Origin of the sequence: Burkholderia sp. Nafp2/4-1b (assembly GCF_003635165.1) — a bacterium.
Classification (GTDB): Bacteria; Pseudomonadota; Gammaproteobacteria; order Burkholderiales; family Burkholderiaceae; genus Burkholderia.
Window position 1 is genome coordinate 336,543 of sequence record NZ_ML058605.1, and the last position, 14,263, is coordinate 350,805.

Annotated in this window: 9 protein-coding genes; 6 read left to right on the forward strand and 3 right to left on the reverse strand. The window is 68.5% G+C overall.

Going from position 1 to position 14,263, the window contains the following annotated elements:
* The first annotated feature begins 14 nt into the window (after nucleotides 1–14).
* Complete coding sequence (locus C7H84_RS15625) at nucleotides 15–4,109, forward strand: translocation/assembly module TamB domain-containing protein (RefSeq protein ID WP_121859613.1); 4,095 nt, start codon at nucleotides 15–17, stop codon at nucleotides 4,107–4,109.
* A gap of 80 nt (nucleotides 4,110–4,189) precedes the next feature.
* Here C7H84_RS15625 and metG read toward each other — a convergent pair whose 3' ends face one another.
* Both metG and C7H84_RS15640 read right to left on the reverse strand, forming a co-directional pair.
* On the reverse strand, nucleotides 4,190–6,352 hold the full coding sequence (gene metG / locus C7H84_RS15630; protein ID WP_121859614.1) for a methionine--tRNA ligase: 2,163 nt from the start codon (nucleotides 6,350–6,352) through the stop codon (nucleotides 4,190–4,192).
* 374 nt (nucleotides 6,353–6,726) lie between these two features.
* Nucleotides 6,727–7,368 carry an OmpA family protein gene (locus tag C7H84_RS15640; protein WP_121859615.1) on the reverse strand — a complete coding sequence of 214 codons (642 nt, stop codon included), beginning with the start codon at nucleotides 7,366–7,368 and terminating at the stop codon, nucleotides 6,727–6,729.
* A gap of 354 nt (nucleotides 7,369–7,722) precedes the next feature.
* Here C7H84_RS15640 and apbC point away from each other — a divergent pair, with 354 nt between their 5' ends.
* The 5 genes from apbC to C7H84_RS15665 all read left to right on the forward strand — a co-directional run bounded on the left by apbC (nucleotide 7,723) and on the right by C7H84_RS15665 (nucleotide 13,456).
* Nucleotides 7,723–8,814, forward strand: a complete 1,092-nt coding sequence (gene apbC, locus C7H84_RS15645) for an iron-sulfur cluster carrier protein ApbC (protein WP_121859616.1) — start codon at nucleotides 7,723–7,725, stop codon at nucleotides 8,812–8,814.
* Nucleotides 8,815–8,947: 133 nt separating this feature from the next.
* The gene (gene sodC / locus C7H84_RS15650) at nucleotides 8,948–9,484 is read left to right on the forward strand and encodes a superoxide dismutase [Cu-Zn] (RefSeq protein ID WP_121859617.1); all 537 of its coding nucleotides are present in this window, start codon (nucleotides 8,948–8,950) and stop codon (nucleotides 9,482–9,484) included.
* A gap of 196 nt (nucleotides 9,485–9,680) precedes the next feature.
* Nucleotides 9,681–10,250: a dCTP deaminase gene (gene dcd, locus C7H84_RS15655; protein WP_006398615.1), complete on the forward strand. Its 570-nt coding sequence runs from the start codon at nucleotides 9,681–9,683 to the stop codon at nucleotides 10,248–10,250.
* Between the two features lie 81 nt (nucleotides 10,251–10,331).
* Nucleotides 10,332–12,611 carry an arginine/lysine/ornithine decarboxylase gene (locus C7H84_RS15660; RefSeq protein WP_121859618.1) on the forward strand — a complete coding sequence of 760 codons (2,280 nt, stop codon included), beginning with the start codon at nucleotides 10,332–10,334 and terminating at the stop codon, nucleotides 12,609–12,611.
* Nucleotides 12,611–13,456 carry a lysozyme inhibitor LprI family protein gene (locus tag C7H84_RS15665; RefSeq protein ID WP_121859619.1) on the forward strand — a complete coding sequence of 282 codons (846 nt, stop codon included), beginning with the start codon at nucleotides 12,611–12,613 and terminating at the stop codon, nucleotides 13,454–13,456. Before C7H84_RS15660 ends, C7H84_RS15665 begins: the two co-directional genes overlap by 1 nt.
* An 88-nt stretch (nucleotides 13,457–13,544) precedes the next feature.
* On the opposite strand, the gene C7H84_RS15670 is transcribed toward C7H84_RS15665, so the two are convergent.
* A complete protein-coding gene (locus C7H84_RS15670; RefSeq protein ID WP_121859620.1) occupies nucleotides 13,545–14,228 on the reverse strand; it encodes an HAD family phosphatase in 684 nt (227 codons plus the stop codon).
* Nucleotides 14,229–14,263: the final 35 nt, after the last annotated feature.

A 14,263-nucleotide genomic window follows, 5' to 3' on the forward strand; every position in this document is an offset into this window, starting at 1 on the left:
CCACGACGAATCGCATGACGAAGGACCCGAACGACACGCCGCCGCCCGACGCTCCGGACTCGCCCGAACGCACGCCCGACGTGCCGCCGCGCGCGGCGCGGCGCGGGCGCGCGGGCCGGATCGTCGCATGGACCCTCGCGACGGTCGTGCTGCTCGCGGTGCTGGCGGTCGGGCTCGTGCTGGCCGCCGCGACGAGCGAGCGCGGCACGCGGCTCGCGTGGCAGACGGCGGTGCGCGTGCTGGGCGGGCGGCTCACGGGCACGCTGGAAGGCGGCGCGCTCGCGACCGGCGTGCGGCTGCGCGGTTTCGCGTGGACGAGCCCCGGCGGCGCCGGCACCGAAGTGCGGATCGACCGGCTCGACGGCCGCTGGGCGCTGACGCGCGCGCCGTGGCGGCTGTCGGTCGCGTATCTGCGCGCGGGCACGATCGACGTGCGCATCGCGCCGGGGCCGTCGAAGCCGGCCACGGCGCCGCAGGACCTGAGCCTGCCGCTGCAACTGCGGATCGACGACCTGCGCGTCGATCACCTGGCGATCCACGAAGGCGCGTCGACGACGCAGCTCGACCATCTCGCGCTGAACGGCCGCAGCGACGGCCGCCACCACGAACTCGCGCTCGACAGCGTCGACACGCCGTACGGCGCGCTGACCGCGCGCGCGAAGCTCGACGGCGTGAAGCCGTTCGCGCTGACGGGCACCGCGACCTACGTCGGCAAGCTTGCCGACGAACCGGTCAATGCGAGCGCGAACGTGTCGGGGTCGCTCGAAGCGCTCGTCGCCGACGTCTCCGCGAGCGGGATGAAGCTGAACGGGCGCGCGCACGTCGAGGCCGCGCCGTTCGGCGCGGTGCCGCTCACGCGCGCATCGCTCGTGTTCGATCACGTGAACCCGCAGGCGCTGTCGCCCGGCGCGCCGGCCGCCGATCTCGCGGTGCGTGCGGAGTTGGCGCCCGTCACCGCGCCGGCCGGCGCCACACCGGCGAAGGGCTTTGCCGTGACCGGCCCGGTGTCGATCGTCAATGCGAAACCCGGCACGCTTGGCGAGCATCTGCTGCCGGTCGTCGACGCGCATGCGACCGTGAACCTCGACGCGCACGCGCAGCGGATCGACGGCCTCGCGCTCAAGCTGATCCGCGACGGCAGCGTGGCCGGCAGCGGCACGCTGACCGGCGGCAAGGGGCGCTTCGACCTGAAGGTCGCGAACCTCGACCTCAATGCGTTCGTCGCCGAATTGCGGCCGATGCGTCTGGGCGGTCCGCTTGGCGTGACGCTCGCCGGCGACGTGACGACCGTCGACTTCGACCTGAACGATCCGAAGCTCGCGCTCGGCGCGCGTGCGAAGGTCGCGCTGACGCACGAGCAGACGGTGCTGTCCGACGCGCGCGTGACGGCGGGCAAGGGCCGCATCGACCTGACCGGCGTGTTCCGTCACGATGCGCATTCGAGCTACGACGCGAAGGCGACGCTGACCGCGTTCGATCCGCTGCTGCTCGCTGCGATGGGCGGCGCGCCGAATGCAGGTAGCGGCAAGCCGACCGCGCAGGGAACTGCAAAGGGTGCTGCGAAAGCGGCTCCAAAGCCGGTGAAGACCGCGGCCAAGGCGCCGGCCAAGCACGGCGAGACGCGCGTGTCGGGCACGCTGACGGCCTCGGGCGCATTCGCGCCGCAGCTGTCGACGAAGGCGACCTTCAAGCTCGGCGACAGCCTCTACGACGGCGTGCCGCTGACGGGCGCCGGCGTCGTGCAGCTCGTCGGCACGCGGATCCTGCCGAGCAACGCGACGCTGTCGATCGCGGGCAACCATGTCGATCTGCGCGGCAGTTTCGGCGCGCCGGGCGACCGGCTGCGCTTCGTCGTCGACGCGCCGGAGCTCGAGCGGCTCGGCTTCGGCATGCAGGGGCTCGTGCAGGCGCAGGGCGACCTGACCGGCAGCTTCGCGCATCCGAACGTGACGGCCACCTACAAGGCCCAGCACGTCGTGATCGGCTCGAACCGGATCGGCGTCGCGCAGGGCCGCGCCGACATCCGCGACGGCGCCAACGGCGCGCTCGTGTTCACGGCCGATGCCACCGACGTCGCGCTCGGCTCGCTGCAGTTGAAATCGCTGCGCGCGAACCTCGACGGCACGCGCGCGAAACACACGCTCGACGCGTCGGCGCTCGGGATGGCCGGCGGCCGCGTGATCGACCTGACGCTCGCGGCGAACGGCGGCGTGGTCGAGAGCCGCGACGGGATGCGCTGGGACGGCACCGTCACGCGTCTCGCGAACCGCGGCACGCCGTCGGTCGCGCTGCAGTCGCCGCTCGCGGTGTCGGCCGGCGCCGGCCGCGTGACGCTCGGCGCGACGCGGCTCACGCTCGAAGGCGCGGCGATCGACCTGAAGTCGTTCGTGTTCGATCACGGCCAGATGCGCTCGGCCGGCACCGTGCGCGATGCATCGGTCGCGCGGTTCCTCGAGGTCCGCCAGGCGCTCACGGGCCAGCGGCCGCCGGTGCGTACCGACGTCGTGCTCGATGCCGACTGGGACTTCTCGCTCGGCGCGAACGCGACCGGCTACGTGCAGGTGAAGCGGCGCGGCGGCGACGTGACGATCGAGACCGGGCGCGGGATCGCGTCGCTCGGATTGACCGACCTGTCCGCGCGCGCGAGCTTCGTGCCCGGCAATCGGCTCAACGTGGTGGCGCTCGCGAAGGCGAACCGGGTCGGCAAGCTCGACGCGAACGTGACCGTGCCGTTCGCGCTGCGCGACGGCGTGTTCGGCGTCGTCGACGACGGCCCGCTGTCGGGCCGCATCGACGCCGACATCCCGTCGCTGAAGGCGACCGGCAACCTGTTCGGGCCGAGCTACCTGCTCGGCGGGCGCGCGGCGCTGAACCTGACGATCGCGGGCACGCCGGTCAAGCCGAACGTGTCCGGGATGCTGACGGGCGACGACCTGTCGGCGACGCTCGTCGACCAGGGCGTGCAGCTGAAGGACGGCATCGTGCGCGTGAAGCTCGCGGAGAACCTCGTCGAATTCCAGCAGGTCGAGTTCCGCGGCGGCGACGGCACGCTGCGCGCGATCGGTCGCGTGCGGCTCGACGGCGAGGCGCCGGACCTGACCGCGAGCATCGTCGCGGACAAGCTCGAGCTGTTCGCGGCACCGGACCGCAAGCTGTCGCTGACGGGCAAGGCGACCGTCGCGAACGACGGACCGCGCGGCGCGCTGTCGATCGACGGCAAGTTCGTCGTCGATCGCGCGCTGTTCGACCTGCCCGAGCAATCGGCGCCGCATCTGTCCGACGACGTCGTGATCGTGCGCCCGGACGGCACGGTGCGCGGCGACGTGCAGACGGGTACCGCGGCCGCGAAGCCGCAGAAGGTCGCCGACAAGCCGGCGCCGTCGCTCGCGCCGCGCGCGAACATCGACATCGGCCTCGGCAACGACTTCCGCTTCAAGGGCCACGGCGCGGATCTCGGGCTGCGCGGCACGATCACCGTGATGAGCGCGCCGGGCGTGCCGCTGCGCGCGATCGGCAACGTGCGGGTGACGGAAGGGTCGACGTATACGTCGTTCGGCCGTAAGCTCGCGGTCGAGAACGGCTTCTTCACGTTCAACGGCCCGGTGTCGAATCCGGGCATCAACATCCTCGCGATGCGGCGCAACCAGGAGGTCGAGGCCGGCGTGCAGGTCACCGGCACGATCCAGTCGGCGACAGTCAAGCTCGTGTCCGAGCCGAACGTGACCGACAACGAGAAGCTGTCATGGCTGCTGTTCGGCCACGGCACCGACCAGGGCAACAACGTCGGCCAGCAGAACGCGATGACGGCCGCACTCGCGCTGCTCGGCAGCGCCACCGGCAAGCGCGTCGCGCAGAGCATCGGTCTCGACGAATTCTCGATCGGCCGCAGCGACGTCGGCCTGACGGATTCGCAGGTCGTGCAGATTTCGAAGGCGATCAACGAGCGCTTCGTGCTCGGCTACGAGCAAGGGCTGCAATCGGCCAGCAACGCGTTCAAGGCGACGATCAACCTGACGCGCTTCTGGTCGGTGTCCGCGTATGGCGGCACGTTCCAGGGTGTCGACCTCAACTACACGCGGCGTTTCGATCGCTGGTTCAGCCAGCGGTGACGGTGACGCGCCGCCGCGCGACGTAAAAAAGCCCCGCACGACGTGCGGGGCTTCTTTGTGCAGGCAGCGGCGGGCGCGGCTTACTTCACGCGCATGCCCGGCTTCGCGCCGCTGTGCGGCTCGAGGATGTAGAGGCCCGGTTCAGCCTTCTCGTCCGTCGCCGACGCGGCGAGCACCATCCCTTCGGACAGCCCGAACTTCATCTTGCGCGGCGCGAGGTTCGCGACCATCACCGTCAGCTTGCCGACGAGCTGCTCGGGCTGGTACGCGGACTTGATGCCCGAGAACACGTTGCGGGTCTTTTCCTCGCCGATGTCGAGCGTGAGCTGCAGCAGCTTGTCCGAGCCTTCGACGGCCTGGCACGCGACGATCTTCGCGATGCGCAGGTCGACCTTCGCGAAATCGTCGATCGAGATCGGGCCGTCGTCCGCACCGTTCGCGGCGGGCGCCTTCGCGTTCGCCTTGGCGTTCTTCGCCTCCTTCGCGGCGTTGGCGGCGCTCGCCCCTGCGGCAGCGGCGCCGGCGGCTTCAGCCTGCAGCGAGTCGCGGTTCGCGGCGAGCAGCGCGTCGATCTGCTTCGCATCGACCCGCGTCATCAGGTGCTGGTACGCCTTGATCGGCTGCGCCGACGACAGCGGCGTCGCGGCATCGGCCCACGCGAGCGGGGCGATCCCGAAGAACGCCTCGACCGCTTCGGCCACGCGCGGCATCACCGGCTTCAGCGCGAGCGACAGCAGGCGGAATGCCTCGAGGCTCACGCTGCAGCTTTCGTGCAGCGCGACCGCGTTGGCCGGATCCTTCGCGAGTTCCCACGGCTTCGCGCCGTCGACGTACGCGTTCACTTCGTCCGCGAGCTCCATCGTCTGGCGCAGCGCACGGCTGTATTCGCGCGCTTCGTAGTGCGCGGCGATCGCCGGAATCGCGTCGCGCAGCTTCGCGACGAGCGGGTGGTTCATCGCGCTGTCCTGCACGCGGCCGTCGAAACGCTTGATCAGGAAGCCGGCCGCGCGGCTCGCGATGTTCACGTACTTGCCGACGAGGTCGCTGTTCACGCGCGCCTGGAAGTCTTCGAGGTTCAGGTCGAGGTCTTCCATCGTCGCGTTCAGCTTCGCGGCGAAGTAGTAGCGCAGCCATTCGGGGTTCAGGCCCGTGTCGATGTAGCTCTGCGCGGTGATGAACGTGCCGCGCGACTTCGACATCTTCGCGCCGTCGACCGTCAGGAAGCCGTGCGCGAACACGTTGGTCGGCGTGCGATGGCCCGAGAACTCGAGCATCGCCGGCCAGAACAGCGTGTGGAAATACAGGATGTCCTTGCCGATGAAGTGGTACTGCTCGGCGGTCGAGCCCGAGCGGATCCACGCGTCGAAATCGATGCCCTTGCGATCGCACAGGTTCTTGAAGCTCGCGTAGTAGCCGACCGGCGCGTCGAGCCACACGTAGAAGTACTTGCCGGGCGCTCCCGGGATCTCGAAGCCGAAATACGGCGCGTCGCGCGAGATGTCCCAGTCGGCGAGCTTGGCTTCGCCGGCGTCGCCGAGCCATTCGCGCATCTTGTTGGTCGCTTCGGGCTGCGCGAGGCCGGCCACCCATTCGCGCAGGAACGACTCGCAGCGCGGGTCGGACAGGCGGAAGAAGTGGTGCGTCGACTTCTTGCGCACCGGCGTCGCGCCGGACACCACCGAGTACGGGTTCAGCAGTTCGGTCGGCAGGTAGGTCGAGCCGCACACTTCGCAGTTGTCGCCGTACTGGTCCTTCGCGTGGCACTTCGGGCATTCGCCCTTGATGAAGCGGTCCGGCAGGAACATTTCCTTGACAGGATCGTACGCCTGCTCGATCTCGCGCTCGGCGATCAGGCCGTTTTCCTTCAGCGCGAGGTAGATCTTCTCGCTCAGCACGCGGTTCTCTTCCGAGTCGGTCGAGTAGAAGTTGTCGAACGACACGCCGAAGCTGTCGAAGTCGCGCTTGTGCTCGGTCCACACGCGCTCGATCAGCTGCTTCGGCGTGACGCCTTCCTTCTCCGCGCGCAGCATGACCGGCGTGCCGTGCGTGTCGTCGGCGCCGATGTAGTAGACCTCATGGCCGTGCATTCGCAGCGTCCGCACCCAGATGTCGGTCTGGATGTACTCGACCAGGTGGCCGATGTGGATCTGGCCGTTGGCGTAGGGGAGTGCGGACGTAACGAGGATCTGGCGGCTGCCTTGCGGCGCCGCGGCCTGCACGGAAGTGAGGTCGGATGCGGACATAGGGTCTGTAGAAGAACGGCGGAAACGACGGAAACTGCGATTCTAGCAGGGGCGCGGGCCGGTCAGTCGGGGCGGGCGCCGGGAAGCGGGCACCGGGATGGGCGCGGCCGCCGGGGCGGCGTGCCGGATGGCCCGATGCTGCGGCGCAGCACGCAAATTTCGGGCAAAAAAAACCGGGGCGGATATCGGCCCCGGAGCAACAACGACAAGAGGAGAATGGTGACGCGCCGGCAGCGCCAGCCGCGTACCGTAAAGACAGACCACAGGCCGCCACAGAAGTTCGAAAATTTTTTCGATTCGTTACAGATCCCGCTGAAAGCCTTGTGCGACGGGGCTGTGCGCCAGCCGCAGCCCCGCTCCTCTCGCGGCGATGCTTACTGCTGCGCTGCGCGCAGGTAGATCTCGACGCGGCGGTTTTGTGCGCGGCCGGCTTCCGTCGCGTTGTCCGCGATCGGGTTCGACGGGCCCATGCCCTGTGCCGCCAGACGGCTGCCGGCGACGCCGCGCTGCACGAGCGCGTTCACGACGCTCTGCGCGCGGTTCTGCGACAGCGTCTGGTTCAGCTGCTGCGAACCCGTGCTGTCCGTGTAGCCGACGACCGAGGCCGTCACTTGCGGGTTCTGGTTCAGCGTCGTCGCCAGGTCGTTCAGCAGCGGCGTGAAGGCCGGCGTGATCGCGTACTGGTTGGTCGCGAACGTCACCGAGCTCGGCACGTTCAGCTTCAGCGAGCCGTCCGGCTGCTCGGTCACTTGCGTGCCCGTCTTCGCTGCCGACGGCGCGAGCTTGTTCTTGATCGCCTGCCAGTTGTAACCCGTCACGCCGCCGACCAGCGCGCCGACGCCCGCGCCAATCGCCGCGCCCTTGCCGCCACCGGCCAGTGCGCCGATGCCCGCGCCCAGCGCCGCACCCGTGCCGGTTCCGACGGCCGCGTTGTTGCCTTGCTGCGTGGCGCAACCTGCCAGCAGTGCGCCGGCGAGTGCGAAGACGGACAGGCGAGTCGCGATTTTCATGTTCATCTTGAATTCCTCTCTTGGTTTGAACGAGTCGACAACAATGACAAACAACAGTTACGGCTCCCAACACGGGCTGCCCGAAAAAGGACGGCACGCCCGTGCTCGCGGCAGCCGCCGAGGCGGCCGCATGCCCTGCTCGCCAGCGTGGCTGTTCCGGACAGGGTGACGCGTCAGCCTCTACAATATAGGCGGTTGGCGGCCGATTTGGCCCCATAGCATGCCGCACGCGAAGATTGCGCCGCCGCGCGCGTTCGCGCAATGGCGTGCAACAGATTCTTTCACTTTTCCCGATTTTCGCAGCGCTATTTGATATTTTTTGACGTTTGCGCGAGAGAAAAACGTTTTCACGGAGTTTCGATGAGCATTGACCGGGCACAAGTCGACACCGCGCTGGCGGCTGTCGTCGACCCCAACACCGGCCGCCCGTACGCGGCCAACAAGGGCGTGCGCAACGTCGCGATCGACGGCGACGCCGTGTCGGTCGACGTGGTGCTCGGCTATCCGGCGCGCAGCCAGCACGGCGACGTGCGCGCGCGCATCGCCGATGCGCTGAAGGCCGTGCCGGGCGTGCGCGACGCACGCGTCGCGGTGTCGCAGGACATCGTCGCGCACACGGTGCAGCGCGGCGTGAAGCTGCTGCCGAACGTGAAGAACATCGTCGCGGTGGCGTCGGGCAAGGGCGGCGTCGGCAAGAGCACCACGGCCGTGAACCTCGCGCTCGCGCTCGCCGCGGAAGGCGCGTCGGTCGGCATTCTCGACGCCGACATCTACGGCCCGTCGCTGCCGACCATGCTCGGCATTCACGGCCAGCGCCCCGAGTCGCCCGACAACCAGTCGATGAACCCGCTGGTCGGCCACGGGCTGCAGGCGAACTCGATCGGTTTCCTGATCGAGGAAGACAACCCGATGGTGTGGCGCGGCCCGATGGCGACCTCGGCGCTCGAGCAGCTGCTGCGCCAGACGAACTGGCGCGAGCTCGACTACCTGATCGTCGACATGCCGCCGGGCACCGGCGACATCCAGCTCACGCTCGCGCAGCGCGTGCCGGTGACGGGCGCCGTGATCGTCACGACGCCGCAGGACATCGCGCTGCTCGACGCGAAGAAGGGCCTCAAGATGTTCGAGAAAGTCGGGATTCCGATCCTCGGTATCGTCGAGAACATGAGCATCCACATCTGCTCGAACTGCGGCCACGAAGAGCACATCTTCGGCGCGGGCGGGGCCGAGCGGATGGCGCAGGATTACGGCGTGAACGTGCTCGGCAGCCTGCCGCTCGACATCGCGATCCGCGAGCGCGCCGACAGCGGCACGCCGACGGTCGCGGCGGATCCGGACGGCGCGCTGGCGCGGCGCTACCGCGACATCGCGCGCGGGGTTGCGCTGGCGATTGCCGAGCGCGCACGCGACATGACGTCGAAGTTCCCGTCGATCGTTGTTCAAAATACGTAAAACCCTTGCGGGGCGGGGCCTCACGCTGTTTACCGCGCCGCGAGGCGCGGTATCATGGCGACTTTTCCCGGGTCCCTTTACCCGCCCGGCATGACCGCCGTGTCGAACGGCCGCCAGCCGGCATGAGGATCGAATGAACCAACGACATCACGGCGTGCGCGCCGGCCGCGTGCAGCGCGCGCTGCTGGCCGGCGCCGCGCTGGGCCTTCTGGCCGGCTGTACCTCTTTTTCCTCGTCGCACGAAAAGCGCGCCGATGCGCAACTGCAGCCGACCGTCGGCTCGCAGACGCGCGGCGCGGTGACGTTCGTCGAACGCCCGGACGGCGTCCAGGTCACGTACAACCTGGTCGGCCTGCCGCCGAACAGCGATCACGCGCTGCAGGTGCACGAACGCGGCGACTGCAACGCGGGCGACGGCTCGAGCGCCGGCCAGGTGTTCGCGCCGGCCGCCGACCGGCTGCGCGCCGGCGCGCGCGTCGCCGGCGATCTCGGCAACATCCATGCGGATGCGAATGGCGTCGCGGCCGGTTTCATCGTCGCGCCCGATCTGGCCCTCGATGGTGTGCGTTCTGCGCTGAACCGCGCGGCGCTGGTGCACCGCGAGCCCAGCGATCCGGCGTTTGCGCAGCATGGCGCGGGCGCCGCGCTGGCCTGCGGCGTGATCCGTTGACGGCCGCCGCGTGCGCGAGCCGATGATCGCGTAAAATGTGCGGCTTTCCGGGTCGCCGCTTCGCCGGTATGGCCCCCACCGACTGTCACGCAGCGTTTCCAGGCGCCCTGATAATGAAACGACCCCAACGCTCACTTCGTTCGCTGTCCCCCGAGGGGACGGCCCGCCTCCTTGGGACGGCCCGGCGGAGGCAGGCATGAGCATCAAGTCCGACAAGTGGATTCGGCGCATGGCCGAAGAACACAAGATGATCGAGCCGTTCGTGCCCGATCAGGTTCGCGCGTCCGAGGACGGTCGCAGGATCGTCAGCTACGGCACGTCGAGCTACGGCTACGACATCCGCTGCGCGGACGAATTCAAGATCTTCACGAACATCAACTCGACGATCGTCGATCCGAAGAACTTCGACGAGGGTTCGTTTGTCGATTTCAAGGGCGACGTGTGCATCATCCCGCCGAACTCGTTCGCGCTGGCCCGCACCGTCGAATATTTCCGCATCCCGCGCACCGTGCTGACCGTCTGCCTCGGCAAGTCGACCTACGCGCGCTGCGGGATCATCGTCAACGTGACGCCGTTCGAACCCGAGTGGGAAGGCTACGTCACGCTGGAATTCTCGAATACCACGCCGCTGCCCGCGAAGATCTACGCGAACGAAGGTGTCGCGCAGGTGCTGTTCTTCGAAAGCGACGAAGTGTGCGACGTGTCGTACGCCGATCGCGGCGGCAAGTATCAGGGTCAGCGCGGTGTCACGCTGCCGAAAACCTGATCTGGTTGCATAACGTCTCACCAGTTTCCGGGTGACCGCTGCGCGTGACGCGCCGCGGTCGTTCTTTTTGGAGAATCGCCCATGAAGTTTCGTTTCCCCGTCGTCATCATCGACGAAGATTTCCGCTCCGAGAACATCTCGGGCTCCGGCATCCGGGCGTTGGCCGAAGCGATCGAGAAGGAGGGCGTCGAAGTCCTCGGCCTCACGAGCTACGGCGATCTGACGTCGTTCGCGCAGCAGTCCAGCCGCGCGTCCTGCTTCATCCTGTCGATCGACGACGACGAACTCATGCTCGGCGAAACGGGCGCTGACGGCGAACTGCCCGAACTGGCGACCGCGATCATCGAGCTGCGCGCGTTCGTCACCGAAGTGCGCCGCCGCAACGCGGACATCCCGATCTTCCTGTACGGCGAGACGCGCACGTCGCGGCATTTGCCGAACGACATCCTGCGCGAACTGCACGGCTTCATCCACATGTTCGAGGACACGCCGGAGTTCGTCGCGCGCCACATCATCCGCGAGGCGAAGGTCTATCTCGACTCGCTCGCGCCGCCGTTCTTCAAGGAGCTGGTGAAGTACGCGGACGAAGGCTCGTACTCGTGGCACTGCCCGGGCCACTCGGGCGGCGTCGCGTTCCTGAAGAACCCGCTCGGCCAGATGTTCCACCAGTTCTTCGGCGAGAACATGCTGCGCGCGGACGTGTGCAACGCCGTCGACGAACTCGGCCAGCTGCTCGATCACACGGGCCCGGTCGCGGCGTCCGAGCGCAACGCGGCGCGCATCTTCAGCGCGGACCATCTGTTCTTCGTGACCAACGGCACGTCGACGTCGAACAAGATCGTCTGGCACGCGACGGTCGCCCCGGGCGACATCGTGCTGGTCGACCGCAACTGCCACAAGTCGATCCTGCACGCGATCACGATGACGGGCGCGATTCCGGTGTTCCTCACGCCGACGCGCAACCACTTCGGCATCATCGGGCCGATCCCGCGCGACGAATTCAAGCCGGAGAACATCCGCAAGAAGATCGAGGCGAACCCGTTCGCGCGCGAGGCGATGCGCCAGAACCCGGACATGAAGCCGCGCATCCTGACGATCACGCAAAGCACGTACGACGGCGTCGTCTACAACGTCGAGATGATCAAGGACCTGCTCGGCGACCTGCTCGACACGCTGCACTTCGACGAAGCATGGCTGCCGCACGCGACGTTCCACGACTTCTACCGCGACATGCACGCTATCGGCGACGGCCGTCCGCGCACGGGCGCGCTCGTGTTCGCGACGCACTCGACGCACAAGCTGCTCGCGGGCATCTCGCAGGCATCGCAGATCGTCGTGCAGGATTCGGAGAACCGCACGTTCGACAAGCACCGCTTCAACGAGGCGTACCTGATGCACACGTCGACGAGCCCGCAGTACGCGATCATCGCGTCGTGCGACGTCGCGGCCGCGATGATGGAGCCGCCGGGCGGCACCGCGCTCGTCGAGGAATCGATCGCCGAGGCGATCGACTTCCGCCGCGCGATGCGCAAGGTCGACGCCGAGTACGGCGACGACTGGTTCTTCAGCGTGTGGGGCCCGGACGAACTGTCGGAAGAAGGCATCGGCTCGCGCGACGACTGGATGCTGAAGCCGAACGACCACTGGCACGGCTTCGGCCCGCTGGCGGAAGGCTTCAACATGCTCGACCCGATCAAGGCGACGATCATCACGCCGGGGCTCGACGTCGACGGCGAATTCGGCGAGACGGGCATTCCGGCCGCGATCGTCACGAAGTACCTGGCCGAGCACGGGATCATCGTCGAGAAGACCGGCCTGTACTCGTTCTTCATCATGTTCACGATCGGCATCACGAAGGGCCGCTGGAACTCGATGGTGACCGAGCTGCAGCAGTTCAAGGACGACTACGACAACAACCAGCCGCTGTGGCGCGTGCTGCCGGAATTCGTCGCGCAGCATCCGCGCTACGAGCGCGTCGGCCTGCGCGACCTGTGCACGCAGATCCACGACGTGTACCGTGCGAACGACATCGCGCGCCTGACGACGGAGATGTACCTGTCGGACATGGAGCCGGCGATGAAGCCGTCGGACGCGTTCGCGAAGCTCGCGCACCGCAAGATCGACCGCGTGCCGCTCGACGAGCTCGAAGGCCGCGTGACGAGCATCCTGCTCACGCCGTACCCGCCGGGCATTCCGCTGCTGATCCCGGGCGAGCGCTTCAACAAGACGATCGTGAACTACCTGCGGTTCGCGCGCGACTTCAACGAACGCTTCCCGGGCTTCCATACGGACATCCACGGCCTCGTCGCGGAAGAAGTGAACGGTCGCGTCGAGTACTTCGTCGACTGCGTGCGCGACTGATGGCGGCGCAGGGACGAAACCGGACGATGCGCGCGGCGCTGGCCGCGCTCGCCGTCTGGGCCGCGTGGTCGGCAGGGCCGGCGGGGTGGAATGCCGCGCATGCGGAAGTGGCGGCGGCCGATCCGATCGACGTCGCGATGCGGCAGTGTCTCGCGCGGCGCGACCGGTCGTCGCCGGCCGGCCAGATCCAGTGCATGGGCGAAGCGCAGCAGCAGTGGCAGACGGTGATGGACAGCGCGTACCGGCGCCTGTCGAATGATGCGCCGGCCGACGCGAAGCGCGGCTGGCAGGACAGCCAGCGCTACTGGGACACGTGGCGCAAGGATGAGCTTCTGCTGCTGAAGGCCGTGTACGACACGACGCGCGGCACCGCATACACGATGGCGAGCGCCGACATGCAGCTGCAGCCGGTGCGCGATCGCGCGCTCGCGCTGCGCGCGGCGGCCGATCGTTATGCGCCGCCGCCCGCGGCGTTGCCGGTCGCGGCCACGAGCGGCACGCAGGGAGGTGCCGAAGGCGGCGCGACCGTGGCGCCGGGCGCCGCGGTGGCAGCCGGCGTCAAGCCCGCGAACGCCGTGCCACGCGATCCGGCGATCCGCCGCGTGCGGCCGTGCGGGCAGGACGCCGCTTGCGAGCACGCGCTGTTCGATCTGAACCGCTATTACCAGAAGCTGCGTCGCAAGATGCCCGCGCATTCGGCCGCGACGCTCGTGCGCGCGCAGCGCGCGTGGGTTGCGTTCCGCGATTCGACGGCGCCGCTCGTCGGCGAGGACGGGCGCGTCGACCTGATCGGCGCGCGCATCGCGACGATGAAGCGGCTGTCGGAGACGGCCGGGAACCAGTAACGTTTGCGATGGCGCCGGTCATCCGGCGCGGCAACGCAAACGGGCACCCTCGGGTGCCCGTTCGCATGTGGGGTGCGCGGCGCGGCGCTTACGCGGGCTGCTGCGTGTTGAGGCGGCCGAACCACGCCGGCACGAGCGTGACCGCATCGTCGAGCGAGGCGAGCACGTGCAGGCTGAGCGCGACGATCTCGGGCGTCGGCGCCTTCAGGTCGGGCACGGTGACGACTGCCGCGCCGGCGCCGGCGGCGGACTGCGCGCCGAAGTCGCTGTCCTCGAACGCGACGCACGCGTGCGCCGGCACGCCGAGGCGTTCGGCCGCGAGCCGGTAGACGGCCGGGTCGGGCTTGCCGCGCGCGACTTCGTCGCCGCCGGCGATCGCGTGGAAGAACGGCAGCACGCCGACCGCGTCGAGCCGCGCCCGGATCACGTCGCGCGCGGACGACGACGCGACCGCGCACGGAATGCCGGCCTGCGCGAGCGTCTCGAGCAGCGCAAGCGCGCCGGATTTCAGCGGGAACTTCGGATGCGGTTCGGGCGCGGCGAGTTGTTCGCGCACGCGGATGCGCACAGCGTCGAACGTGTCGGCGTTGCCGATCAGGCGCGCGAGAATCACCTGGCCTTCGGCGAACGAGCGGCCGACGATCTGCAGGTAGTCGATCTCGGTCAGCGTGACGCCGTGGGCGTTCGACACGTCGATCCACGTGTTCATGATGGTCCGCTCGGAATCGACGAGCAGGCCGTCCATGTCGAAGAGCGCGGCGGAGAAGGTCATCGGCGGTGTCCGGAAAGCGGGGAAATCGGGTAACG

Excerpts from the sequence above, each read along its gene's own strand:
- C7H84_RS15625 (WP_121859613.1), top strand. The coding sequence starts at position 15 with ATGACGAAGGACCCGAACGACACGCCGCCGCCCGACGCTCCGGACTCG.
- metG (WP_121859614.1), bottom strand. The coding sequence starts at position 6,352 with ATGTCCGCATCCGACCTCACTTCCGTGCAGGCCGCGGCGCCGCAAGGC.
- C7H84_RS15640 (WP_121859615.1), bottom strand. The coding sequence starts at position 7,368 with ATGAACATGAAAATCGCGACTCGCCTGTCCGTCTTCGCACTCGCCGGC.
- apbC (WP_121859616.1), top strand. The coding sequence starts at position 7,723 with ATGAGCATTGACCGGGCACAAGTCGACACCGCGCTGGCGGCTGTCGTC.
- sodC (WP_121859617.1), top strand. The coding sequence starts at position 8,948 with ATGAACCAACGACATCACGGCGTGCGCGCCGGCCGCGTGCAGCGCGCG.
- dcd (WP_006398615.1), top strand. The coding sequence starts at position 9,681 with ATGAGCATCAAGTCCGACAAGTGGATTCGGCGCATGGCCGAAGAACAC.
- C7H84_RS15660 (WP_121859618.1), top strand. The coding sequence starts at position 10,332 with ATGAAGTTTCGTTTCCCCGTCGTCATCATCGACGAAGATTTCCGCTCC.
- C7H84_RS15665 (WP_121859619.1), top strand. The coding sequence starts at position 12,611 with ATGGCGGCGCAGGGACGAAACCGGACGATGCGCGCGGCGCTGGCCGCG.
- C7H84_RS15670 (WP_121859620.1), bottom strand. The coding sequence starts at position 14,228 with ATGACCTTCTCCGCCGCGCTCTTCGACATGGACGGCCTGCTCGTCGAT.